General features: G+C 60.0%; 23 protein-coding genes and 1 pseudogene. 10 read left to right on the forward strand and 14 right to left on the reverse strand.

Annotation, left to right across the window (positions count from 1 at the left end):
- Positions 1–19: 19 nt before the first annotated feature.
- The 3 genes from DLD99_RS17710 to DLD99_RS17720 form a co-directional block, all read right to left on the reverse strand.
- Positions 20–355, reverse strand: coding sequence for a hypothetical protein (locus tag DLD99_RS17710; protein ID WP_114883948.1), 336 nt, complete (start codon positions 353–355; stop codon positions 20–22).
- Positions 356–488: 133 nt separating this feature from the next.
- On the reverse strand, positions 489–1,577 hold the full coding sequence (locus tag DLD99_RS17715) for a polyamine ABC transporter substrate-binding protein (protein WP_114883950.1): 1,089 nt from the start codon (positions 1,575–1,577) through the stop codon (positions 489–491).
- Positions 1,578–1,628: 51 nt separating this feature from the next.
- Positions 1,629–2,930: an NAD(P)/FAD-dependent oxidoreductase gene (locus DLD99_RS17720; RefSeq protein WP_114883952.1), complete on the reverse strand. Its 1,302-nt coding sequence runs from the start codon at positions 2,928–2,930 to the stop codon at positions 1,629–1,631.
- Between the two features lie 160 nt (positions 2,931–3,090).
- Here DLD99_RS17720 and DLD99_RS17725 point away from each other — a divergent pair, with 160 nt between their 5' ends.
- Positions 3,091–3,969 carry a LysR family transcriptional regulator gene (locus DLD99_RS17725; RefSeq protein WP_114883954.1) on the forward strand — a complete coding sequence of 293 codons (879 nt, stop codon included), beginning with the start codon at positions 3,091–3,093 and terminating at the stop codon, positions 3,967–3,969.
- Between the two features lie 41 nt (positions 3,970–4,010).
- Positions 4,011–4,430, forward strand: coding sequence for an Imm41 family immunity protein (locus DLD99_RS17730; protein ID WP_162803497.1), 420 nt, complete (start codon positions 4,011–4,013; stop codon positions 4,428–4,430).
- On the opposite strand, the gene DLD99_RS17735 is transcribed toward DLD99_RS17730, so the two are convergent.
- On the reverse strand, positions 4,418–4,807 hold the full coding sequence (locus tag DLD99_RS17735) for a c-type cytochrome (protein WP_114886734.1): 390 nt from the start codon (positions 4,805–4,807) through the stop codon (positions 4,418–4,420). The genes DLD99_RS17730 and DLD99_RS17735 overlap by 13 nt on opposite strands.
- A gap of 55 nt (positions 4,808–4,862) precedes the next feature.
- Positions 4,863–6,194 (reverse strand): aminotransferase-like domain-containing protein, encoded by a 1,332-nt coding sequence (locus DLD99_RS17740; RefSeq protein WP_114883958.1) that lies wholly within the window; start codon positions 6,192–6,194, stop codon positions 4,863–4,865.
- 91 nt (positions 6,195–6,285) lie between these two features.
- Between DLD99_RS17740 and DLD99_RS17745 the strand changes: the two genes are divergently transcribed.
- Positions 6,286–7,179: a DMT family transporter gene (locus tag DLD99_RS17745; RefSeq protein WP_114883960.1), complete on the forward strand. Its 894-nt coding sequence runs from the start codon at positions 6,286–6,288 to the stop codon at positions 7,177–7,179.
- On the opposite strand, the gene DLD99_RS17750 is transcribed toward DLD99_RS17745, so the two are convergent.
- The gene (locus DLD99_RS17750) at positions 7,180–8,001 is read right to left on the reverse strand and encodes an AraC family transcriptional regulator (RefSeq protein ID WP_114883962.1); all 822 of its coding nucleotides are present in this window, start codon (positions 7,999–8,001) and stop codon (positions 7,180–7,182) included.
- A gap of 133 nt (positions 8,002–8,134) precedes the next feature.
- Here DLD99_RS17750 and DLD99_RS17755 point away from each other — a divergent pair, with 133 nt between their 5' ends.
- Positions 8,135–8,653 (forward strand): carboxymuconolactone decarboxylase family protein, encoded by a 519-nt coding sequence (locus tag DLD99_RS17755; RefSeq protein WP_114883964.1) that lies wholly within the window; start codon positions 8,135–8,137, stop codon positions 8,651–8,653.
- A 107-nt stretch (positions 8,654–8,760) separates the two neighbouring features.
- Here DLD99_RS17755 and DLD99_RS17760 read toward each other — a convergent pair whose 3' ends face one another.
- A complete protein-coding gene (locus DLD99_RS17760; protein WP_114883966.1) occupies positions 8,761–10,206 on the reverse strand; it encodes a SulP family inorganic anion transporter in 1,446 nt (481 codons plus the stop codon).
- Between the two features lie 159 nt (positions 10,207–10,365).
- Between DLD99_RS17760 and DLD99_RS17765 the strand changes: the two genes are divergently transcribed.
- Together DLD99_RS17765 and DLD99_RS17770 are read left to right on the forward strand one after the other, a co-directional pair.
- Complete coding sequence (locus tag DLD99_RS17765) at positions 10,366–10,659, forward strand: DUF7693 family protein (protein ID WP_114883968.1); 294 nt, start codon at positions 10,366–10,368, stop codon at positions 10,657–10,659.
- Between the two features lie 77 nt (positions 10,660–10,736).
- Entirely contained in the window at positions 10,737–11,282 is a 546-nt protein-coding gene (locus DLD99_RS17770; protein WP_114883970.1) for a hypothetical protein, read from the forward strand.
- 41 nt (positions 11,283–11,323) lie between these two features.
- On the opposite strand, the gene DLD99_RS17775 is transcribed toward DLD99_RS17770, so the two are convergent.
- Together DLD99_RS17775 and DLD99_RS17780 are read right to left on the reverse strand one after the other, a co-directional pair.
- Positions 11,324–11,956 carry a hypothetical protein gene (locus tag DLD99_RS17775; protein WP_114883973.1) on the reverse strand — a complete coding sequence of 211 codons (633 nt, stop codon included), beginning with the start codon at positions 11,954–11,956 and terminating at the stop codon, positions 11,324–11,326.
- Between the two features lie 117 nt (positions 11,957–12,073).
- Positions 12,074–12,532, reverse strand: a complete 459-nt coding sequence (locus DLD99_RS17780; RefSeq protein WP_114883975.1) for a GNAT family N-acetyltransferase — start codon at positions 12,530–12,532, stop codon at positions 12,074–12,076.
- A 124-nt stretch (positions 12,533–12,656) separates the two neighbouring features.
- Here DLD99_RS17780 and DLD99_RS17785 point away from each other — a divergent pair, with 124 nt between their 5' ends.
- Complete coding sequence (locus DLD99_RS17785; RefSeq protein ID WP_114883977.1) at positions 12,657–13,298, forward strand: TetR/AcrR family transcriptional regulator; 642 nt, start codon at positions 12,657–12,659, stop codon at positions 13,296–13,298.
- Between the two features lie 9 nt (positions 13,299–13,307).
- Here DLD99_RS17785 and DLD99_RS17790 read toward each other — a convergent pair whose 3' ends face one another.
- The 3 genes from DLD99_RS17790 to ggt all read right to left on the reverse strand — a co-directional run bounded on the left by DLD99_RS17790 (position 13,308) and on the right by ggt (position 16,741).
- On the reverse strand, positions 13,308–14,327 hold the full coding sequence (locus DLD99_RS17790) for a lysozyme inhibitor LprI family protein (RefSeq protein ID WP_114883978.1): 1,020 nt from the start codon (positions 14,325–14,327) through the stop codon (positions 13,308–13,310).
- 86 nt (positions 14,328–14,413) lie between these two features.
- On the reverse strand, positions 14,414–14,947 hold the full coding sequence (locus DLD99_RS17795; protein WP_114883980.1) for a cysteine hydrolase family protein: 534 nt from the start codon (positions 14,945–14,947) through the stop codon (positions 14,414–14,416).
- Between the two features lie 66 nt (positions 14,948–15,013).
- Entirely contained in the window at positions 15,014–16,741 is a 1,728-nt protein-coding gene (ggt, locus tag DLD99_RS17800; protein WP_114883981.1) for a gamma-glutamyltransferase, read from the reverse strand.
- Positions 16,742–16,876: 135 nt separating this feature from the next.
- On the opposite strand from ggt, the gene DLD99_RS17805 reads away from it, so the two are divergent.
- Complete coding sequence (locus DLD99_RS17805; RefSeq protein ID WP_114883984.1) at positions 16,877–17,392, forward strand: methylated-DNA--[protein]-cysteine S-methyltransferase; 516 nt, start codon at positions 16,877–16,879, stop codon at positions 17,390–17,392.
- Here DLD99_RS17805 and DLD99_RS17810 read toward each other — a convergent pair.
- Positions 17,389–17,979, reverse strand: coding sequence for an NUDIX domain-containing protein (locus DLD99_RS17810; protein WP_085711599.1), 591 nt, complete (start codon positions 17,977–17,979; stop codon positions 17,389–17,391). The two genes, DLD99_RS17805 and DLD99_RS17810, sit on opposite strands and share 4 nt — an antisense overlap.
- 205 nt (positions 17,980–18,184) lie before the next feature.
- Here DLD99_RS17810 and DLD99_RS17815 point away from each other — a divergent pair, with 205 nt between their 5' ends.
- Both DLD99_RS17815 and DLD99_RS17820 read left to right on the forward strand, forming a co-directional pair.
- Complete coding sequence (locus tag DLD99_RS17815; protein ID WP_114883985.1) at positions 18,185–23,029, forward strand: RHS repeat-associated core domain-containing protein; 4,845 nt, start codon at positions 18,185–18,187, stop codon at positions 23,027–23,029.
- Between the two features lie 2 nt (positions 23,030–23,031).
- Positions 23,032–23,433 carry a hypothetical protein gene (locus DLD99_RS17820; protein WP_114883987.1) on the forward strand — a complete coding sequence of 134 codons (402 nt, stop codon included), beginning with the start codon at positions 23,032–23,034 and terminating at the stop codon, positions 23,431–23,433.
- Between the two features lie 214 nt (positions 23,434–23,647).
- Here the strand turns inward: DLD99_RS17820 and DLD99_RS17825 are convergent.
- A pseudogene (locus DLD99_RS17825) lies at positions 23,648–24,649 on the reverse strand (chitinase); the annotation flags it as partial.
- Positions 24,650–24,674: the final 25 nt, after the last annotated feature.

The raw sequence follows: 24,674 nt of genomic DNA on the forward strand, positions 1-24,674 counted from the left end.
TTTCACATCCAGCCGTCGCTTACTGAACGGTTTTCAGCTTGACCACATCACCGGAGACCTTGGTGGTGTAGCCGCTCAGAACCCATGCCCAGAACCAGTTTTCCTGAACCTGGGTGTTGATCATGGCATCGCCGCCCTTGGCCTGGATGGCGGCCTCTTGCGCGCGGACGAAACGGCTGTTCTGCCGGATCGGGATCACGCCGAACAGCATCAGGCCGGTGGCGGTCGCTTCGCTGTGGCCGATCACGGTGTACTGGTTGCTGTCGTAGTGTTTGCTGTTCATCGGGGTGCCGGTGCAACCTGCCAGAACCACACCGAACAGTGCGGCGGCGACTACTTTGCTGAGGTATTTCACTGCAAGACTCCATGGGTAAACGCCCGGGATCCATCTCTCGGGCGGCGCACACTTTACCGGAGGCAATGGCACATTAGTATCAACCACGACATATTTCATGAAGCGCCATCGGCACAGCGCTTCACGAGTCTCTTCAGGTATTGGTCTTCAATTTGGTCCACAACCGCGTCGTCAACCGCGCAATCGCCGCCGGCAACTCTTCCACGGTGAACAGCTTGTCCATCACCTCTTTCGGCGGGTAGATCGCCAGATCCTGTTTCACCGCCGGCGTCAGGAACTCATTCGCCGCCGCGTTGGGGTTGGCGTAGTGAATGCTGTTGCTGATGTTGGCGATCACCTTCGGCTCAAGCAGGTAGTTCATGTAGCTGTAGCCATTCTTCTGGTGGGGCGCGTTCCTGGGCATGACCACCATGTCGAACCACAACGTCGTGCCTTCGTCGGGAATCGAATAAGCGATGTCGATACCGTTTTTCGCTTCCTTGGCACTGGCGGCAGCCTGGACGACATCGCCGTTGAAACCGATCACCGCACAGACGTTGCCGTTGGCCAGATCGCTGATGTACTTCGACGCGTGGAAGTACTGCACGTAAGGGCGAATCTTGAACAAGGCCGCTTCGGCTTTTTGGTAATCCGCCGGTTCATGGCTGTGTGGCGGCAGGCCCAGGTAGTTGAGGGTGATCGGCAACACCTGGGTCGGGTTGTCGATGATCGCCACGCCGCACTGGCTCAACTTCTTGATGTTGTCCTCTTCGAAAAACAGCTTCCACGAACGGGTAACGTCGGTGTTGCCGAAGATCGCCTTGATCTTCTCGACGTTGTAACCGATACCGGCGGTGCCCCACATGTACGGATAACCGTATTGATTGCCCGGATCGTTGACTTCGAGTTTCTTCATCAACTGCGGGTCGAGGTTCTTCCAGTTCGAAAGTTGCGACTTGTCGAGTTTCTGGATCGCGCCGGCCTTGATCAGCCGCGACAGAAAGTGGTTCGACGGACTGACCACGTCGTAACCGGTATTACCGGTCATCAACTTCGATTCCAGCACTTCGTTGCTGTCATGGATGTCGTAAGTGGCCTTGATGCCGGTGGCTTGGGTGAAGTTGGCCAGGGTGTCGTCGGCGATGTAGCCGTTCCAGTTGGAAATGTTGACCGCTTCGTCGGCCAGGGCGCCGGTCGATGCCGTTGCGAGCAGGACCGCCAGGGAAAGTGTGTGGGCGCGCATGTTCTGTCACCTGAATTGAGTGGCTTTTGTTCTTGTGGGATGTGCGGAATTTCAGATTTCTGTTCTGGCCCTGACCGCCTCCACGCGCATGCGAAGCATGGCACCGATATCGAAGAAAGGTCGCGGCGGCAGCCAGCCGGGTTCGGCCCGTTGCATCACCGATTGCAGCAAGGGCGAGTCGACGCCCGACGCCAGCTCCGCCAACAGCCGTCCCCACAGGGTTCCGCGCGCCACGCCCGAACCGTTGCAACCGGCGACGGCGAAAACTCCCTCCTCAACCCGGTCGAAATAGGCCTGGCCGCTGCGGCTCGCACTCAGGTGACCGGTCCAGGTGTAGCGGATGTCTTGCTCGCCGAGGAACGGAAAGCGCCGTTGCAGACCGCGCACATGATGTTGTCGGCGCAGAACCAGCTCACTGTTGGACAGGTCCCGCGTGCGGTACTCGGCGGTGTTGCGAATCATCACCCGGCGATCCGGGGTCAACCGCACGGTCGCGCCCAACGGCCGGGTCGAGAGCACGCCCCACGGCTCGACCGAACCGATGGCCGCGAACTCCTGATCCGTAAGCGGTCGCGTGAGGCTGGCGCTCAACTCCATCGGGAACGTGGCGCTGTCGTTGATGCCGACGCGAGGAATGAAGGCGTTGAGGCATACCAGCACCTGCTTCGCCTCGACACTGCCTTCGGCGCCTTGGGCGCGTAGACGCCCCGAACCAACACGCTCAAGACCCGAAATATCGGTATTTTCAAACACCGTGACATTCTCCGGGAGCGCATCGAGCAAGCCCTTCACATACTTGGCCGGTTGCAGCAGCGCATTGCCATTGCCGCACCAGATCGCCGCCTGATAGTGACGAGTGCCGAGTTTTCGACTCAACGACTCGCCTTGCAGAAATTCAGCGCGGGCACCAAGGGCACGCAGCGTGGCCAGTTTCGCATCGACCTGATTGAGCTTGGCCGGATCGTTGACGGCGAAGAAATAACCGCTGTCGCGGAAGTCGCAATCGATGGCGTGTCGGGCAATGCGTTGGCGGACTTCTTCGCTGGCGGCGCGGGAAATCGCCGTGTCGACTTCAAACCCGGCAAAGCCTGCGGCGCCGATCAGTTCGCTGTTGGCCGGGTGTTCATGGGCGACCACGAATCCCGAGTTGCGCGCCGAAGCGCCCTGCGCCGCCGATTGCCGATCAACCACCACAATCCGCGCCTCGGGATGCAGTTGCGCGAGGTTATGCGCGGCGCTGAGCCCGGTGATGCCGGCCCCGATCACCAGCCAGTCGGCTTTTTGCGCTCCGCTCAGGCGACCGCGTGCCGGGGCGTTTCCGGCTTGTGCGATCCAGCCACAGATATTGTCCATGCATCACCTCGTAAGACTGTCGTTCAGCGGCTTGCCTTCTTCGGATTCCCATGCGTGAATCGCATGCCCGTGTTGTGAAGATTGCCGCCAGAACTAGAATCTATAGGGTCTTCAAACGCCTCACCAACGCTAAGAAATCATCGAGCCATTCTGAAAACGCATGGATAAAATTCGCCACGTTCCGTCCCTGCAAGCCATGCAGGCACTGGTCGAAGTCGCCCGATGCGGCAGCTTCACTCAGGCTGCGCAGACGTTGTGCCTGACCCAAAGCGCCGTCAGCCGGCAGATCCAGCAACTGGAAAGCCACTTCAATGTGGCGCTGTTCGTGCGCACCAGTCGCAACCTGCACCTGACTCCGGAAGGCGAACAGGTGCTGGCCAGTGCCCGGAGCATTTTCGAGCAACTCAAAAACCTCGAAGAGCGCCTCACGCCGCAGAAACGCCCGTTCCGCATTCGCCTGCATGTGTCGCTGGCAGTGCGCTGGTTGCTGCCCAGACTCAGCGACTTTTATCTGCACCATCCCGAGGTTTCGCTGGCCATCGAAACCGTTGCCACCGAAGTCGTCGAGCCCACCAGTGACAGCGACGCGTACATCCTTTATTTGCCGACGGCATCGAGTGATCCGGACTGCCTGACGCTGTTTCAGGAAACCCTGGTGCCGGTGTGCGCCCCCGGTTTGGTGGACGCCCCCCGGTCAGTCGAAGAACTGCAGCGTTTTGCCTTGCTGCATCGCTCGGCGGATCGCCAGGCCTGGATCGAATGGCTGGCCGCGAACGACGGCAAACCGCTGGAAGCTTACCGGCACATCCCGTTCAACCTCGATGAACTGGCACTGGATGCGGCGGCGCGGGGATTGGGTGTGGCGGTGACGGACATGACGCTCGCGGCAGAATCCATCGAGCGTGGGGTGTTGGTGGTGCCGTTCGGACAGCCGCTGAAAACCGGGGGGATTTATTCGTTGTGCCTGCAGCCGTCAGCGGCAGCGCATCCGGCGTGTGGGGTGGTGATGGGGTGGTTTGCGGGGCAGGCCGAGCGCTAAATATGATTGAATTGTCAATAAATGAACTCTGCGAAAACAACATGAAGAAGCACAGAACAGAACGTCTCGAAATGGACCCACACTTTTTGATCGCCAGAAACGTCCCCTGGTGCGATGAATATGACTACCTATCCTTCACCGGGCGAATGCATGGAAGACGGAAATGGTCGCGCAAGGAATACTGGAAACTCGAATGGGCGCTTTATCAATTAGTCGATGAGGAAGATTTTTCACAAGAACTTTACTGGCGAGCTTTCAAGATTTTCAGCATCACTCAAAATAGTTTTACCTCCCATTATGATCCCCGTGATCTGTACAAAATCCGCAACCTGAAACGCAGTGAACTCTATGAGATTCGCCAGCGGTTTCGATCGGTCTTTGAAGGATTCTTCTCCGGGCAGATGCCGAGCCTCAAATACTACGAAGAACAAAATCCTCTACTCATTGATCAAGGCGACTGAAAAGTCTGGAGATACGCCAACAAATTATCGATTTTCTCCTCGTAACTCAGCCCCCAGAAGATCATCCGCGTCCCCGGCACCACGCCTTTCGGATCTTTCAGATACGCCGTCAGCGTTTCGCGGCTCCAGGTGATGCCGGAGTTCTTCATTGCATCGGAGTACACGTAGTTCGCCGAGGTCCCCGCCGGACGGCCGATGATGCCGTTGAGTTGCGGGCCGAATCCGGGGCGGGCGGACTCGCCGACCTGGTGGCAGCCACCGCACAGGCGCGGGAAGATTTTGCCGCCGGCCTCGGCGTCGCCAGCCGCCAGGGCGGGCGTGCTGAACAGACCTGCGTTGAGGATCAGGGCGAGGGTCAGTAACGCGGTGTTTTTCATCGGGAGCATCCAGATCTTCGGCGGCGCCAAGGGTAATCCTGCGGGGAGCGTTGCGCTACAGGTAAGCCGCGATCACCCGCCGGACTTTGAGCAAGGCTTGACGCAGGACAAGCATGTCCACCGAGCCCAGCGCCAGCCGGATCGCGTGGGGCACATGGGCCGAAACGGTGAACGGCTCGGCGTTGGTGACCGAGATCTGCGCCTTCATCAGCTCGATCACCACCTGATCGGACCTTGCGTCTTCCGGTAGCGGCAGCCAGAGGAAATACGAGGAAGGATGGCCAACCATCGGCAAGCCTTGCAGGATTTCAGCTGCCAGCGCCTGACGGGCCCGTGCGTCATCGCGCTTTTGCGCCTCCAGCAAGGTGACTGTGCCGTCGTCGAGCCAGCCGCAGGCCATCGCGGTCATCACCCCCGGCGTGTTCCAGGTGGTGGCGCGGATGATGCGTTCCAGTGCCGGGACGATTTTCAGCGGCGCCGCGATGAAGCCGACGCGCAGGCCCGTGGCGATGTTTTTCGAAAGCCCCGAGACGTACACCGTGCGCTCCGGCGCCAGATCCGCCAGCGGTGGTGGCGGGTTATCGACCAGAAAGGCGTAGGCAGCGTCTTCGATGATCGTCAGATCATGCTGTCGGGCAATCGCCACCAGTTGTTCACGCTGCGCCAGCGGCATCACCCAGCCCAGCGGATTGTGCAGGGTCGGCATGCTGTACACGGCACGCACCGGGCGGTTGCGGCAGAGTCTGTCGAGTGCCGCCAGATCCGGACCGTTCTCGAGCACGGGAATCGCGACCACTTCAAGGTGCAACGCTTCGGCGAGCACCTTGAAGCCTGAATAGGTCAGCGCATCGGCCGCGATTACGTCACCGGGATTGAGCTTTGCCATCAACGTCACCGCCAGCCCTTGCTGGGCACCGTTGACGATCAACACCTGCTCGGCGTCGACACTCAGGCCTCGGGCCTGCAAGTGCCGGGCAACCGAAGCCCGTTCATGCTGGCGACCGGCGTGGGGCTGATAACGCAACAGCGCTTCGAGGTCGCCGGACAGCGCCAATTGCCGCAAAGCGGTGCGCAACAGATCGGCCTGCCCCGGCAGCGACGGGTAGTTGAAGTTGAGGTCGATCATGCCGACAGCGATGTCTTTCTGATCAATGCCCTGCCCCGGCAACAACGAGGTTTCCCGGACAAACGTGCCGCGCCCGGTTTCGCCGCTGACCAGGCCCATGGCCTCAAGCTCCGCATACACCCGCGACGCCGTGACCAGCGCCAGCCCTTCGCTCGCCGCCAGTTGCCGATGGGTCGGCAGACGCGTGCCGGGCAACAGGCGACCGCTGCGAATGTCGGCGGCATAGGAATCAACGAGGGTCTTGTAACGGGAGCGCGGCATGTCGGGATGTATCCATGACAATTCTTTGATTGTGCTGATTCTCAACCCTAGGATGAGCCACAAGCAACCCCACTTTTGAGCCTGACCCGACATGGATCCAACCACGAATCTGCCCGCCCCGGCCCTGGAAAAAACCAGTGGCTGGATCAACGGTTTCATCGGCGTCGTGATTTTCAGCGGCTCGCTGCCGGCCACGCGGCTGGCGGTGCTGGAATTCGACCCGGTGTTCCTCACCGTCATCCGCGCCACCCTCGCCGGGGTCTTGGCGCTGGGCCTGTTGTGGCTGTTTCGTGAACGACGCCCGGCGCGGGATCAGTGGTTCTCGTTGTTGATCGTGGCATTGGGCGTAGTCGTGGGATTCCCGCTATTGACCGCCCTCGCGCTGCAATACGTGACGTCGGCGCATTCCATTGTGTTTGTAGGATTGCTGCCACTGGCGACGGCGATTTTCGGCGTGCTGCGCGGCGGTGAACGGCCGCGTCCGGTGTTCTGGATCTTTTCGGTGTTGGGCAGTTCGCTGGTGGTCGGCTTTGCGGTTTCCCAGGGACTGACCGCTTCGCCCACCGGGGATCTGTTGATGCTGGCGGCGATTCTCGCCTGCGGTCTCGGTTATGCCGAAGGCGCCAAACTGTCGCGCAGCCTCGGCGGCTGGCAGGTGATCTGCTGGGCACTGGTGTTGTCGCTGCCGGTGATGGCCGTGTTGAGCGTATGGCGGGCGCCCGCCTCGTTCAGCGGCATCAGCGTGTCGGCGTGGGTGTGCCTGGCGTACGTTTCGCTGTTCAGCATGCTGATCGGTTTTGTGTTCTGGTATCGCGGACTGGCTCAGGGCGGGATTGCGGCAGTCGGACAGTTGCAGTTGTTGCAGCCGTTTTTCGGCCTGGCGCTGGCGGCGACGTTGCTGCATGAACACGTCAGCGTCGGCATGCTGGTGGTCACGTTGGGTGTGATTTTGTGCGTGGCCGGGGCGAAGAAATTCGCCCGATGATCAGCTCGTTCCCGCTTTCCACTCCCGTGGACTGAGCCCGGTCTTGCGCCGAAACGCCCGGGCCAGCGCCGAAGGACTTTCATAGCCGACCTCTTCGGCGATCAAGGCAATCGGCCGTCCTTCGCGCAGACGTTTCTGCGCGAGGCTGACTCGCCAGCTCACCAGATAATCCACCGGTGTCTGCCCCACCACTCGCCGGAAATGCTCGGCAAAACCGGCACGGGACAAATGCACGGTCGCGGCCAGTTCGGCGACGCTCCAGGCCTTGGCCGGTTGGTCATGCATCAGGCTCAATGCGCGGGAAATCTTCGGGTCGGCCAGCCCCGCCATCATGCCCGGTTGCTGATTGCGACTGCTGATCAGATGCCGCAGCAGCAGAATCACCAACAGCTCGAACAGCCGATCCATCACCGCTTCACGCCCGCAATGACCGTCAAATGCCTCCTTGAACAACCACTCCAGAGTGCTGGCCATTTCCGGCAGGTCAGCGAGTTTCAGCACCAGATAATCCGGCAGCGCCGCCGCCAGCGCATTGCCCGCGCCGCCATCGAAGGTCAGCGAGGCGCACACCAGTTGCGTGTTCATGGCCTCGTCGGCGAACAGTCGGTGAGCAAACGGTCGGGGGAAGAAAATCAGCGTCGGTTCGCTGAGCGTGAGTTCGGGGTCATTCCCCGGTTTGAGCAGCACTTGCCCGGCCTGCAACAGATGCACATGGCCGCAGACCTGATCGCCACCATAGGCGCTGATGCCGCAGAAAGTACCGCTGTGGAAGGTGCCGGCATTCACGCCGAAGTGGCTGAGCAACGTGGACAAGCGATCCATGGACGAATCCCCGACGACAGGTTTGGACGATCTGTCGCATATCCTCGACGATTTGCACCCAAGGCACCAGCCTCGCTCAATAACATGACCTCCATCCCTGGCGCACTTCGCACCGGACTTTCGGAGAATCACCATGAGCCGCATTGCCCCGATCACCCTTGAAACCGCGACCGAAGCCACCCGCCCGACCCTGGAAGGCGTGCAGAAAAAAATCGGCTTCCTGCCCAACCTGTTCAAGACCCTGGCGGTTGCCCCCGCTGCACTGGATGCCTACGTGCAAGCCTCTGCCACGCTGGGCAAAACGTCCCTGAGCGCCAAGGAAAAAGAGGCGGTGTACCTCGCCACGTCGCAGGTCAACGGCTGCGATTATTGCCTGGCAGCGCACACCCTGTTCGCCGGCAAGGCCGGGCTGGCAGCAGAAGAAATCATCGAAGCGCGTCACGGCAGGCTGAATGCCTTCGCCACCTTCGCCCATCAACTGACGGAAAACCGTGGTCATCTGAGCGATGAGCAGATCGCCGCCGCCCGCGCCGCCGGCATCGACGACAAGAAGATCATCGAAGTGATCGCCATCGTCGCCGTGCAGACCCTGACCAACTACCTCAACAACACCGCACTGACCGACATCGACTTCCCGGCTATCGATGCCTGATTTAACAGAAAACCTGTGGGAGCCAGCCTGCTGGCGAAAGCGGTGTGTCATTCAAAGCTTTTTGAGCGACCTGACGCCATCGCCAGCAGGCTGGCTCCCACAATTGTTCAGTCGTGATCGACCCCGGCGCGTTTCAGCAGTTTCTTGCAGCGCTCGGACAGGTGAAACACCTGCAACTGCTTGCCGGCCTTGGCGTAGCGTTCGCGCAGGGTTTTCAGCGCGGCGATGGCCGAGTAGTCGACAAAGCTCAGATGCCGGCAGTCCAGCGTCACCCGCTGTGGATCGTTGGCCGGGTCGAACTGATTGAGGAACGGCGTGGTCGAGGCGAAGAACAGCGTGCCGTGCAGTCGATAGAGTTTGCTGCCGTCGGCTTCCAGATGTTCATCGGCGTACAGTTCACGCGCCTGCTGCCAGGCGAAATTCAGCGCGGCAATGATGATCCCGCACAGCACCGCCGTAGCCAGATCGGTGAACACCGTGATGGTGGTGACCGCGATGATCACCAGCACATCGTTGAGCGGCACTTTGTTCAGCACCCGCAACGAGGCCCAGGCAAACGTCTGCTGCGACACCACGAACATCACGCCCACCAGCGCCGCCAGCGGAATCCGCTCGATCAGCGGCGACAGAAACAGAATGAACAACAGAATCAGCACGCCCGCCACCACGCCGGACAATCGCCCGCGTCCACCGGAGCTGAGGTTGATCACGGTCTGGCCGATCATTGCGCAACCGCCCATGCCGCCGAACGCGCCGGAGACCATGTTCGCCGCACCCAGCGCCACGCATTCGCGATCCGGGTAGCCACGGGTTTCGGTGATTTCATCGGTGAGGTTGAGGGTCAGCAGGGTCTCCAGCAGGCCGACCAGCGCCATCAGGATCGCGTAGGGCGCGATGATGCGCAGGGTTTCGAGGTTGTACGGGATGTCCGGCAGCGCGAACGTCGGCAGACCGCCGGCAATGTGCGCCATGTCGCCGAGGGTGCGGGTCGGCAGGACCAGCAGATAGACCAGCGCCCCGACGCCGAGGATCGCCACCAGTGCCGGCGGCACGGCGCGGGTCAGGCGCGGCAGGATGTAGACGATGGCCATCGTCAACAACACCAGCCCGGCCATCAAGTACAACGGCGTGCCGCTGAGCCATTTCTCGCCGCTCTTGAAATGCTCCAGTTGCGCCAGCGCAATGATGATCGCCAGACCGTTGACAAACCCGAGCATCACCGGGTGCGGCACCATGCGCACCAGTTTGCCCAGGCGCAACAGCCCGAACGCCATCATGATCAGGCCACCGAGCAACACCGTCGCCAGCAGGTACTGCACGCCGTGTTGCACCACCAGCGCGACGATCACCACCGCCATCGAACCGGCCGCCCCGGAGACCATGCCCGGCCGGCCGCCGAACAACGCGGTCAGCGTGCAAATGATGAAGGCGCCGTACAGGCCCATCAGCGGATTGAGGTGGGCCACAAGCGCGAACGCAATGCATTCGGGCAACAGGGCGAACGAGGTAGTGAGTCCGGCCAGGACATCGGCGCGCAGACGAATCGGTTTCATGGCTTACCTGACAGCGCGGCCGAGACTGGCGGCCGCTGTATTCACGGGAAAAAGAGGGTTGCGGATGTTACGCAATTGCCCGGGCACGGGCCAGCGATCGCTGACAGGGACGGCCCGGCACTTTATGCTTGCGCGCTTCGTTGATCTTCGGGTTTGCACATGTCATCTCTATCCGCCCGCGAAGTCTGCCAGCGCTTGCGCGATGCCGCGTTGGGTGTTTGCCTCTTGCGGGTGACGGACCCGCGACCCGGTCAGGTTTCAGTCGACATCGAGGGCTGGAACCTGCAACTCGACTTCGACGGCCAACACCTGCACCACTGTTGCGAATGTCGTTGTCCGCAAGGTCGTCGCTGGACACTCGACTCCCGACAACGCTTTGGCACCGATCCGGTAAGCCTGCTGAGTACCTGGGAACTGGCACGGATCGAAGCATTGTTGCGCCAGGCCGATTGATTCACGGTAAAGCAGGTTGCCGGATGATGGCACTCTGCCCATAATTCGCGCCCCTCTTCAACGCGCAAGGAACTGCCGTGAAAAAAACGCTGCTGTTGGTCCCGCTGTTTGCACTGCTGCTGCAAGGCTGTGGCATGACCATGACCCGCTACGAGCCAAGCTTCGACAACGTCCAGAAGCTCAAGCAGACCCCGCCGCTGCACGCGATCAGCAATCCGCAGGTGACCGCAGAGTCTGGCGAAGGCTCGTTGATGGTTCGCGCCAACCCGATCAAGTCGCCGACAGGCAGCATCCCGGCGCACATCCAGGATGCGATCACCGAGGAACTGCGCAAGGCTGGCCTCCTCGATCCGAACGCCACTCGTCACCTGCAGGTACTGGTCGTGAAAAACCAGTTGAACGCCGGGATGGGCACCGGTGACGGCAAGATCGCCGCGCGCTTCACCATGCTCGACGGCAAGAACGTGGTGTACGACGCGACAAAGGAAGTCAGCCATCAATGGAGCAGCAGCTTCTTTGGCTTCATCGCGATTCCCAACGCCACCAACGCCTACAACCCGATGCTGAAGGATTTGCTGAAGGATCTGTACAGCGATCCTCAGTTCATCCAGGCCCTGAAGTAAGGGCGAAAAAAAGAGCCGCGATTGCGGCTCTTTTTTTTGCGTCATGCCCGTGGGATGCGGGTCTCGAGCGCCGAGTATTTCGGGTTGTTGGTGTCGACCCACTGCTTGAGCAGCGCGTTGACCTGACGGGTAAAGGTGTCGTTCACCGCGTCTTTGGTGGTGTTGCCCATCAGTGGGATAAACCAAATGCCGACCCAGGTACCGACGGCGTCATGGTTGCTCGCCTTGGCCAGTGCCTGGCCGTTCTGATCCAGGGATTCAAGGCTCAGCGTGTATTGGTCGGTGCCATAGGCCGGAATGACCATCATGCTGAAGCCGCTGATGTAGGCCATCACCATCGAACCGGCGCTCGGCGGATGGTTGTACATTTTCAGACGCAGGCTGTAGTCGCCCGGCTGCTTCTCGAACTCGTCAAGAGTCACGCGGCCGAACAGACCGGAATCCTTCAGGATCTTTTGCAGCTGGGGCTTGAGGCTGTCGCGCGCCTGCGGCACTTCGACGGCGGCGGCACTTGGCTCGCCCTGATAGAAGTCGAAATCGACATAGACGTTAGGTTTGTTGGCGTAGCTGGCCATCGATGGCAGCGTGACCGGTGCGACTTCGTCCTTGGTGAAACTGGCACAACCGCCCAGCGTAAGCACCAGACCCAGCGCAAGGATTTTCCCGAATTGCATTATGTCGTCCCTAAAGTGATATCAAAGAGCCTCCACGTGGAGCGCCGGGGCGGATTCTAGTGATCACATTTGCTCGGGGAAAGACCTGTTTCGGGAAAAACCTGAAAAAACGACTATTCAGCCCTGTCGCAGATCCAGGTTGTAGGTGTAATAGCCTGTGTCACGCACCCAGCCAAGGGATTCGTACAAGCCCTGAGCCGTGAAGTTGTCAGTGGCGGTTTCCAGCACCAGGCCCTTGGCACCGGTTTCCACGGCGAAGTCGCGGGCGGTGTTCATCAGCAATCGCCCGACGCCACGGCCTCGAGCGGCCGGTGTGGTGAACAGGTCGCTGAGCAGCCAGGTGCGGTGGGCGTCTATCGAAGAAAACGTCGGGTACAACTGGACGAACCCCAGCGCTTCGCCGCTTTGATCCTGAACCAGAAAAATCGCAGATTCATTGCCCGCCATGCGCTCGGCAATAAAGGCCCGCGATTGCTCAAGGTTCGATGGCTGGCCATAGAAGCCGCGATAACCGTCGAACAGTTCGGCCACGGCATCCAGATGTTCCGCGCTGGCGCGTATTGCCTGAAGACTCATATCCCCTCCCCGATCCCGTCAAATGATTGCAGCAGCATAGCGCTGTCCGTCGAGTTCGCTGGCTTAATCGCTATATAGTTTTGTATATTGCGAACCCGAAATCGCCAGACTTTCAACGCCTTCCATGAGCAGCATCCGCGAACGCAACCAGCAACAGATTCTCAAGGCCGCCAGCGAAGAGTTCGCCGCCAACGGCTTCGACGCGACCCAGACCCGCGACATCGCGGCCCGCGCCGGGGTGCCCAAGGCCAATCTCTATTACTACTTCCAGAGCAAGGAAAACCTCTACGGCAAAGTGCTGCTCGGCTTCGTCGAACCGCTGCTGGAAGCCTCGGCGGTGCTGCGCGAAAGTGATGACCCGCTGATCGGCCTGCGCGCCTACGTCGCGGCCCGCATCCGCATCGCCCGCGAGCATCCGGCGATTGCCAAGGTGTTCAGTGGTGAATTGCTGCTGGGCGGTCGCCAACTACCCGATGAATGCCGCGACCTGCTGCACGCCGAAGCCCGGCGCAATGTCGAGTGCCTGCGCAGCTGGATCGAGCGCGGCTTGCTGGCGCCGGTGGATCCCGAGCATTTGATGTTGTTCATCTGGTCGGCGACGCGCACCTACACCAATATCGGCTGGCAGATAGGGCGCATCACCGGGCAGGAAGTGCCGCAGGATGAGGATTATGAAAGGGCGGCGGATACCATTACGCGGCTGGTACTGGGCGGTGTGGTGTCCGAGCCGGTGAGTGATGTGCGCAGGTTGATGTTTGCGACTTGAGCGGCGAAGTCAGGGCATCAGGTCCAAAGGCAATGTTGTATTCCCCGCCAAGCGTTCACGCCACGCCAACAGCACATCAGGCACTTGGGTTTTCCATTTGGGAACATTGGTGTAATACCGCGCCCTGACTTTACGTTGTTCATCGAAAACCAATAGCACCAGCCAGATTCGGCCTCCCGGCGCGCTCATCAGAATCGCCGCATTGCTGGTAGCCAGGCCTCGCAACCAGAGCTCATTGACTTCCCCCTCCGGCACATCAATAGAGTTCTCACCCGTTGCCATCGAGCCACTATTTTGTAGCAGCGTTTGATAGTCACTTTTGAGCAACGTGCGTAACGTCTGGTCTTCTTGCTGCGTATGAACTACGCCAAGGCTCAGCAAGTCGTATTCAATCGCGATCGGTTGTTCAGATGCCACATACCGACCGCCATAGTAAACGCCCATTCCGCCACCACACGCTCCGTCACCGCCATCCGAATCGACATCCAGCAAACCGTTGAACGCACTGAACTTCAGGGTACAGCTCCCTCCTTCGAAATGCGCTACGTCACCGTCGATTGTGGCCACACCGTCCATGTCTCCAGAATTGCCACCATTCGACGCAGAAATATCAAAAGCAATATGAGTGGCGTCCAGACGCCTGGTTGTTATCTCTGCCGCCGATGAAACTCCCCACGGGATTATCTTCCAGGTGGCATCCCAACTGAACGGCTTGGTCACGTATTCAAGCGCTTTCAGACGCATCAGGTATTCACGACGCAGACAGGAGCCATTAGCGGCGCATTGATTGCGTTTTTTCAACCACAAACGCTGATCAGCCTTGAGCGCTTGCGGGTCAGCCACCTGCGCCAGCGTTGTCGTCCAGAGCTTCCCGAGTTTCTCATCAAGACTCGAGGTATACGGATCCGCACAAATGGCTTTTTCAACCGGACTGGAAGCGCCGGCGCAGTCGAAACTGGCAGCGTGGGAGTTGGCAGCAAAAACGAGGGGCGTCAGCAGCAAGGCGTGACGGAGATTGAAAGCGAGCATCGACAGATTCCATTCCTGAGGCGGCGGCAGTATGCCGCGCCCGGGTTATCGATGCTCTGGAAATTTCACCGATTACTTCAAGAGAGTCAGAACGCGATCCCGGCCGCCGGTTTCACATCAATCCGCGCCACCGAACCGGTCAGGTGCGCCCAGTCCTTGTTGTGTTCGGCGATGATGTCTTCGGCGCTCATGTTGCCGTTGTCGACGGTGGAATGCGCGTCGGCGGCCAGCTCCACGTCGTAGCCCAGTTGATGGGCCTGGCGTACGGTGGCGTTGACGCAGTAATCGGTCTGCAGACCGCAGATCACCAGACGGTCGAAGTCTTCCCGGGGGATCAGCTTTTGCAGGTTGGTCTGGTAGAACGAGTCGTTGGCGGTCTTGTCGACGTGCAGGTCACTCGGTGCGGTATTCAGGCCATCGGCCAGTTGCCAGCCCTCGGCGCCGTAGGTGAGCGGGCTGTCCTTCTCGTTATGCTGGATCAGCACGACTGTGACGCCAGCCTTGCGCGCCCGGGCGCTGAGGCCGTTGATGGTGTCGATCACCCGTTTGATGTCGTGACACTCGTATTCGCCTGTGCACAGGGCGCGCTGGACATCGATGATCAGCAATGCGGTGGTCATGGTGAGCCTTCCTTGATCGGTCCTTGAGACAGGGGCGGACGTGTGCCCGCCCCCTTTTTACCCTTCTCAGTAACCCAAAGACAACCCGGTGTTGCGCCGTGGATCGTTGGCGCCGTAGAAGCGGTTCTTGCCCACCGGTTTACCGCCCAGCGACGGCGCTCCGACCAAGATCGCGGCGATGTGGTTGGCGTCCTGCGGGCCCGCAAACTTGTGGCCCCAGCTCTCGAGAATCTTCCTCGTGTCAGGGCTGGCGGCGTAGTCTTCGAGGTTGGTCTGCTCCGGCATCCACTGCTGGTGGAAACGCGGCGCATCGACCGCTTCCTGCAGGCCCATGCCATAGTCGATAACGTTGAGCATGGTCAGCAGCGTCGCGGTGATGATGCGGCTGCCGCCCGGCGTGCCCACCACCATCACCACCTTGCCATCCTTGGTGACGATGGTCGGGCTCATCGACGACAGTGGCGCCTTGCCGGGCGCGATGGCGTTGGCTTCACCCTGCACCAGGCCGTACATGTTCGGCACGCCGACTTTCGAGGTGAAGTCATCCATTTCATCGTTGAGGATCACCCCGGTCTTGCTCGCCATCACGCCTGCGCCGAACCAGTCGTTGAGGGTGTAGGTGACGGACACCGCGTTGCCCCACTTGTCGACTATCGAATAGTGCGTGGTGTTGCTGCCTTCGTGCGGCGCAACGCCAGGTTTCAGCTCAGCCGAAACACCGGCCTTCTGCGGCTGGATCGCGTTGCGAAGCTTGGTCGCGTAGTTCTTGTCCAGCAGGTGCTCGATCGGGTTCTTCACGAAATCCGGGTCGCCCAGATAGCTGTTGCGATCCACATACGCGTGGCGCATCGCCTCGATCTGATAGTGCATGCCCTGGGCCGAATGGAAGCCCAGATCCTTCATCGGATAGCCTTCGAGGATGTTCATGATCTGGCAGATCACCACCCCGCCAGAGCTTGGCGGCGGCGCCGACACCACGTGGTAGCCGCGATAGTCGCACTCCACCGGAGCCAGTTCGCGGGTCTTGTATTTATCGAGGTCGGCCTGGGTGATGATGCCCTTGTTGGCCTGACTGGAGGTGACGATGGCGTCGGCCACCCAGCCTTTATAGAAACCGTCCGCACCTTTCTCCGAGATGGTGCGCAGGGTTTTGCCGAGATCCTTCTGCACCAGTTTCTGCCCGACCTGCATCGGCTCGCCGTTGTGGAGGAAGATCGAGCCGGAATCTTTCATGTCCTTCTTGAACACGTCGGTGGCGTAGTCCAGCAGATCGACGTCGCCCTGCTCCAGCTCGAAGCCTTCTTCCGCCAGCTTGATGGCTGGCGCAATCATGTCCTTGCGCGGCTTGGTGCCGTACTTGGTCAGTGCCAGTTCCATGCCGGAGACAGTGCCCGGAACGCCCACCGCAAGGTGGCCACGGGTACTCAGATCAGGAATGACGTTGCCGTCCTTGTCGAGGTACATATTGGCTGTCGCGGCCAGTGGGGCTTTTTCCCGGAAGTCGAGGAAGGTCTTGCGTCCGTCCGCCAGTTGAATGGTCATGAAACCACCACCACCGAGGTTGCCCGCCGCCGGGTAAACCACCGCCAGTGCGTAGCCTACGGCGACCGCCGCATCCACCGCGTTGCCGCCACTTTTCAAGACATCGACACCCACGTGGGTGGCCAGGTGCTGGGCGGTGACCACCATGCCGTTTTCGGCTGCGACCGGGGCAACCGAGGCGGCATGGGCCATGAGGCAGCTGAGCGCCAATGAGGTCGCAATCAGCGATTTGGCAAAAGGTTCGTACTTCATGAGTCGGTCTCTTCTTTTTATAAGGTAGGAAAGCGCTTCAAGAGCATCAGCCAGTATGGTCGCGATTGCGGTTTGCGCCTCCCCGATCCGGCAGTATGCTGGGCGCTGTTGCCGACCCGACCCGGAGTTTTTCCCATGGCCTACACGTTCATCACCCTGCCCTCGCCCGTCGGCGAGTTGAAGCTGGTCGCGAACGGCTCACGACTGGCCGCCATCCTCTGGGAAAACGATAAACCGAACCGGGTGCGCCTCGGGCCGATGACCGAAGCAGCCGACAACCCGGTACTGGTGAAAACCGCGCGACAACTGGAAGAATATTTTGCAGGAACGCGAAATGCGTTCGATCTGGAACTGGACTTTGCCGGCACCGCGTTCCAGAAAAAGGTCTGGGCCGCGTTGCTGACCATTCCGTTCGGCGAGACCCGCACCTACAGCCAGATTGCCCAACAGATCGGCCATCCCAGCGCGGTACGTGCCGTCGGCGCGGCGAACGGCAGAAACCCGATTTCGATCATCGCGCCCTGCCACCGGGTGATTGGTGCCTCGGGAAAACTGACCGGGTTTGCCGGCGGCCTTGAGGCCAAGGAGCGCTTGCTGACACTGGAAGGTGGCCAGTGGTCAGACATCGGCAAAACCGGCGAGCTGTTTTAGGCGTCGAAAAAGTTATTCATGGCGGCGTATTGCAGCAACATGATGGTCTTGGCATCGCAGATCTCGCCACGATGAAACGCTGCCAGTGCATCGTCGAAACGCCACTCCAGAACCTCCAGTTCCTCGGTTTCCTCCTCCAGGCCACCACCGTCGCTGACCTTTGACGCCGCGTCGTATTCGGCAACGAAGAAGTGCAGCTTCTCGGTCACCGAGCCCGGGCTCATGTAAGCCTCGAACACCTTCCTCACATCGTGCACGCGGTAACCGGTTTCTTCCTCGGCCTCGTCGCGGATACGCTGCTCCGGTGCCGCGCCTTCCAGCAACCCGGCAGCCACCTCGATCAGCAGACCGTCATGACCGTTGACGAACACCGGCAAGCGGAACTGGCGAGTCAGTACCACCGTGCGCTTCTCACGGTTGAACAACAGAATCGCCGCACCATTGCCACGGTCATAGACTTCGCGGGTCTGGCGCTGCCATTCACCGTTGTTGCGCAGGTAGTCGAAGGTGATTTTCTTCAGCAGATACCAGTCGTGGGACAACACCTGAGTGTCGATGATGTTGATCCGCTCGGCGGTGTTGGGCATGACGCTCGATCCTTTTTGTCATCGATATCGTTAATGGCATGGTAGGCGAAAGCCCTGCTCAACGAACAGCCTCTCGCTAATACCCGGCATAGCCGAGCGCAATTAGAGAAACGCCCTACAGACATCGCCTACTTGCCTGACTTCTTTCCTGTTTGATCCCCCGCAAAGTTTCGCGCCATCCCTTGATGCGCGCGAGTGACTGCGAATGCTTCCATCTGACCAACTCCTGAAACTGAACAACAGCATCGGTTTGCTGGTGGTCGCTGCGCTGAACCCTGACCAGCCCGACGCCGAGAAGCTGTTTCAGGAGTTCCGCCTCTGCCTCAACGACTATGAAAGCTGGGCCGAGCAGTTCTGGACGGGAACCGCGCTGGATGTCGATCAGGTGTTCAAGGTCGGCAACGATGTCCAGCTCAGTGCGCCGGTTGGCAGTCGAAAACCCATCAGCACTTCCGTAGTCATGTGCCCCGTTGCCGGGCCCCTGACGCTGGTGCACATGTTCGAAGCCGCGCGCTTCGTGCCGATCGGCGATACGCCGGTGACCCTGGAACCGGTCATTTCCGATGTCGGCGGCGCCCTGAAATTCGGCGAACCGCAGCATTACACCATCGGCCCCAGCGGCATTCTCGAAGTCGACGACTGCGACCGGGGCCAGCGTTATCGCATCACCTTCTTTCCCGATGTTTCCACCGCGCATATCCAGACGCTGTATGCCTCGTATCAAGGGCTTATTGATGGCCTGGAAAAATGGTTGCGTGAGGAATGGGTCGGGTTTCAACCGCAATGGGCGGAGTTTTCCAGCGCGGGTTTCCTGGAGCGTTACGGTCAGTTGCAGCAGGCCGACTGGCGCGGTTTCGAAACGGCGCTGAATGGCGTCTGGGATGACGTGAAACAGCTGTTCGCCCTGCTCGCCGACTTGCAGGCCAACAGCGAAAAACTTCTGCGATACCTGTCCGGCGTCGAGCTGGAAGCCTTGCTCGCGGCCTCCTCCGAGGCCATCGCCAATGGCCTGCTGATGCTCAGCGACGAGCCGTTGCTGTTTATTCATCTGGCGGCGTTCACCAGTTGGCTGAAGATGCTGCCGCCGCAGTATCTGGCCGAGGTGGTGGCTGAAGTTCGGGTCGAATTGCTGATCGGCTTTCTGTTGATGCGCGTGTCGGCGGGCATGGGGGTTCCGCTGTGGTTGAGCGCCAAGGTGCTCGGCAAGATCAAGTCGCCGCGTGCCCGGGAATGGCTGGCGGCGTCGGCGTTGCGTTTGGCGGAGCTGACTTCGGCACCCGATCTGGCTCGGCATGCGGCCGCCTTGAAACCGCTGATGATCAATGCGCGTCCGGCACCGTTGCGGCCGACGCCTGCGGTTCCGCTGGAGATTCGCACGGCGGATGCGCAGGTGCTGACGGTGCCCAATCCGGCGGCCGTTGCACGTAACAAGTCACACGGCACGACGCGAATGGAGCGGCATGAGCCTCGCGACGATGCGTCGGCTCAGGCGAAGAACCCCAACGGCGACAGCGCCGATTGCGTGCCCCGGACTTGCACCAACGGTTGTCCGGTGTCGATGGTCACCGGTGAGGAGCTGCTGACCCTGACCGATGGCGTGCTCGACGGGTTGCTGCCGTTCGAGTTCAGCCGGTTGTATCGCACCAGTGCAGTGGAAATCGATGTCGGGTTGGGGTTTGGCTGGAGCCATTCGCTGGCGCATCGGCTGGAGGTCGAGGGTGCTTCGGTGCTCTGGGTTGACCATGAGAACCGGCGGACGCGGTTTCCGTTGCCGAGTGTCGAGCGGCCGGCGATTCATAACAGCCTGTCGCGGGCGGCGATCTTTCTTGGGGATGAGCCGGAGGAATTGATCCTTGCGCTGGCGGGGGACGCGGCGCGGTTTTATCACTTTCGGGCTGGGCGTCTGACGGTTGTCAGCGATGCCTATGGCAATCGGCTGCGTATTACGCGTGATCGTCTGGATCGGGTTGAGCGCCTCGATAACGGGGCCGGTCGTTCCTTGTTGCTGCGCTACGAGCGGGCGCATCTGGTGGCCGTGGACTATCAAGTCTGGCGCGAAGCTGCCTGGCGTACCGAGCAGACGCTGGTCAGCTACCGCTTTGATGCCCGTCATCGGTTGATCGAGGCGACCAACGCCGTCGGCGAAAGCGAGCGTTACGACTACGACGACCGGCACGTCATCCTGCAACGGCAGTTAACCGGTGGCGCGAGTTTCTTCTGGGAGTGGGAACGTTCCGGCAAGGCCGCGCGTTGCGTGCGGCACTGGGCGTCGTTTTCGCAGATGGACACGCGTTACGTCTGGGACGACGCCGGCAGCGTGCGAGTGCAGTACGTCGACGGCCGTGAAGAGGTTTACGTCCACGACGACACGGCGCGGCTGGTGCGTCAGGTCGCGGCCGACGGTGGCGAGCAGCTCAAGGCCTACGATGCGCAGGGCCGGCTGATCGCCGAGCAGGATGCGCTGGGGGCGGTCACCGAGTACCGCTATGACGACGCCGGACGGCTGATCGCGCTGATTCCGCCGGACGATACGCCGACGTCCTACGAGTATCGCAACGGTTTCCTGCACCGCCGTAGCCGGGGCGACGCGGAGTGGACCTACCGGCGCAATGCCCAGGGCGACGTCACCGAGGCGGTCGATCCCGACGGCCATGTCACCCATTACCACTACGACCCGCAGGGGCGGTTGCTGTCGGTCCGTTATCCGGACAGTGGTCGGCACGTGTTCGTGTGGAACGACCTTGGCCAGTTGGTCGAGGAGAGTTTGCCAGACGGCGGGGTTCGGAAGTTTTCCTACGATGCCTTGGGACGGCGGATTACTGCGCAAGACGAACACGGCGCGGTCACCCGTCATGTGTGGGACGCCGTCGGACGGCTGATCCAGGCCACCTCGCCGACCGGTGCCACCCGTGCCTGGTCCTACAGCGCCTACGGCCAGATCACCGCCGAACGCGATGAGTTGGGGCGCATCACCCGCTACGAGTATGACGACGACCTGCACCTGGTCAGCCGGCGGATCAACCCCGACGGCACGCGGCTGCAATACCGCTACGACCATGCGCAGCTGTTGCTCACGGAGATCGAGAACGAGTCCGGCGAAAAGTACCGGCTGGACTACACGCCGACCGGATTGATCCGACAGGAAACCGGCTTTGATGGGCGGCGTACCGCGTATGCCTATGACCGCAACGGTCATCTGCTGGAGAAGACCGAGTTCGGTGACGACGGCTCGACGCTGGTCACCCATTACGAGCGTGACAGTGCCGGGCGCCTGCTGCTCAAGACCCTGCCCGATGCCAGTACGGTTGAATACCGCTACGACCGTCTAGGCCGCTTGGTCGGCGTGGATGATGGCCAGGATCACCCGCTGGCCTTCGAATACGACCTCCAGGACCGACTGGTGCGCGAGCATCAGGGCTGGGGCACCTTGCGTTACACCTACGACGCCTGCGGCCAACTCACCCGGATGCGCCTGCCGGACAACAGCAAGCTCGATTACCACTACGCCAAGGGCGGCGCGCTGACCGCGATCGACCTCAACGGCGCCTTGCTCACCCGCCACGTCTACCTGAACGGTCGCGAACAGCAGCGCCAGCAAGGCCTACTGCTCAGCGAATATGCCTACGACGAACAAGGACGATTGCACTCCCACGCCGTAGGCCATCAACGCAGCGCGCTGTATCGCCGCGACTTTGCCTACAGCGCCAACGGCAACCTCGAACACATCGCCGACACCCGCCACGGTCAGCGCAGCTACCAGTACGACGCCCTCGACCGGCTGATCCGCGTGCGCCACACCCGCGACGATGTGCCGGAAAACTTCGCCCACGACCCGGCCGGCAACCTGCTGCTGCAGGATCGGCCCGGCCCGACCAGCATCAAAGGCAACCGCCTGCTGATGCAGGGCGACCGCCATTACGACTACGATGCCTTCGGCAACCTGATCCGCGAACGCCGCGGCCGCGCCCAACAGCTCGTCACTGCATACCGCTACGACAGCCAGCACCGCCTGATCGGCCTGACCCGCCCCGACGGCAGCACCGCGTCCTACCAATACGACGCCTTCGGTCGCCGCATCCGCAAAACCGTCGACGGCCAGACCACCGAGTTCTTCTGGCAAGGCGACCACCTGATCGCCGAAAGCAGCAAAGAACAACACCGCAGCTTCATCTACGAACCCGGCACCTTTCGCCCGCTGGCGATGCTCGACGGCCAAGGCCCGAAACGCGCCTGCCCGTTCTACTACCAGCTCGACCACCTCGGCACCCCGCAGGAACTGACCGACTACAGCGGCGAAATCGTCTGGTCAGCCAAATACAGCGCCTACGGCAAGGTCACCTCGCTGGAACTGGCGACCGAGGACTACCTCGACCAGCCGCTGCGGTTTCAGGGGCAGTACTTCGATGCGGAAAGCGGACTGCACTACAACCGGCACCGGTACTACGACCCGGACGTTGGACGGTACCTGACGCCGGATCCGGTGAAGCTGGCGGGTGGGCTGAATCAATACCGGTACGTGCCGAATCCAACGGGGTGGGTGGATCCGTTGGGGTTGACTTCCAATTGTCCGCCGCCGAATAGGCCGGGATGTTCGGTGCCGGATGGGGTGGAAGGGTCCAAAGTTAATGAAGGTGAGCCCAAGCTTCCGCTCCGAGAAAAAGAAGGAGAATACTTATATCGCGGTGACGTGAAACATCCCGATGAGGTTTTTAAAAACGGGTTCAAAAGCAAAGGCCAAAGTACTGATCTGTTGCTACACGCCATGGACAGCAATAACCCACCGAGCTACTTTATCAGCACATCACCATCTGAGTTTGTCGCGATCGAATTTGGTACAAGCTCAAAAACAAGAAAAGGTTACCTATACACACTTAGAAAAATACTAGGAATAAATGTAAACAAAACACTCGGAAACCAAGTGCCATTTGCAGACGAGATAGAAGTTGCAATTCCAGGCTCCATTCATAGCGCTGACATTATTGGAGTTACACCGCTAAAAAAAGATGGTAGCTATGTAGGCTACTCAATCCCTAATCCAAAAAGAAAATAGAAATGGAACACAAAAAAATATCTATCATCGTTAATGAGGCTCTCGAACAGGCAAATCTGTCCTACGATGCCGCAAAGGGGACCATTGAGTTTTCGATGAGCAACGGATTTAAAAAAATATACGAGGCAGACGACCTATATCTTTGTTTGGCGAAAATCAGGAATGAGCACCCGAAAATAACATTTCTTTGCAAGGGAGCCAAATTGAACGTGACGCCCTCCCGAATGTGTTCACAAATGAGTGGCGGCTCACTTGCGTATGAATTAACGCTAGGAAAATCAGCAAGAAGAGAAAACATAGTTCATATTTTCGACCATGAAGATTGCAATATTTCAAAAACACCGAAAGAACAGCAAGATTATTTTAAAACATGGTTAAATTCACTCAACGCGCCCAAAGAATGAGCCTCAAAGCATCTTGAACAGCACAATGTAAAGCCCACATCCAGTCAGGTACACTGTTTGCAATTGATGAACAGCTACAGAACATTGGCCTCATTTTATTTTTCAGTAATTCAAAAAAAACCCGGCAGCGCTACCGGGCTTTCTCATTCGTTTACCGCTGACGGGCCATGTCGGCCATTGCGACATCTGACACCTGCGTGGCTGCTGCCACGCCGTTGATCAGCGGCCCGTAACGCCGGCTGAACTCCCAGTTGTACGGCACACGATCCTTGCTGGTGCCGTTGTCCCAGTTCACCGACCAGGTCATCAGGCCCTTGATCGGGTGCCCTTTGACCGCCAGGCGTTTCATCGCGTTGCCGACTGCATTTTTGTCGATCACGTAACCGGTGGCAGCGGCGTCAATGTTGGCAGGCAGGCCGATGACGAACTTGTCCGCCGGGATCTTCGTGAACCCGCGCGTGCCGGTCACCAGACTTTCGGTCAGGTAGTAGAGGAAATCCTCTTTCAACGCATCGTTGTTCTGCGCGATCCACGCCCCGTTGCCGTTATTGGCCTCGGGGACCCAGACACCGTCACCGCCCTGGTTGTAGAACTGCGGCGCGATGAAGTCGTAGTAGCCTTCCAGTGCCTGCAGGTAGCCGACGTATTTGCCGGAGGTCGTCAGGTATGGAAACTCCGGCGCCATGCTGATGATGAAATGCTTGCCCTGGCCTGCGTAGTGATCCTTGACCAGTTTCAGGGCGGCCGGCAGCACGGTCTTGTTGGCAGCGAAATCAATCGCGCTCTGTTCAAGATCGATGTCCAGCCCGTCGAAGCCGTAGGTTTCCACCAGACGGATGATTTCATTGGCCAGCGGTTGCTCCTGACCGGCACGCAATTCGATGTGCGCATCGGCGCCACCGAGGGAAATCAGCACCGCCCGTCCCTGACTGTTGAGTACGCCGACCTGACGGCGGAACTCGGCATCGGAAACGTTGAACGGCTTGAAGGTCGGAATCCCGCTGCCCTTCATGAACGCGACCGCAACCACGTTGTAGTCCTTGGGCACGTTTTCCAGAGCGATGTTGGCGAACTGACCGCGCTGATAACCATCGCTCGGGCCGGCGGGCCAGTTGTGCCAGAAGCCCATGAGGATCTTCTTGCCGGCGATGCTCGGCATCAGCGAAGCCGCGTCGCTCGCCTGGTTTTGCATTAACGTGAAGTCGATATTTGACATGTTCTAATCCTTCAGAACGTGTAGG

This window comes from Pseudomonas kribbensis (assembly GCF_003352185.1).
GTDB classification, from domain to species: domain Bacteria; phylum Pseudomonadota; class Gammaproteobacteria; order Pseudomonadales; family Pseudomonadaceae; genus Aquipseudomonas; species Aquipseudomonas kribbensis.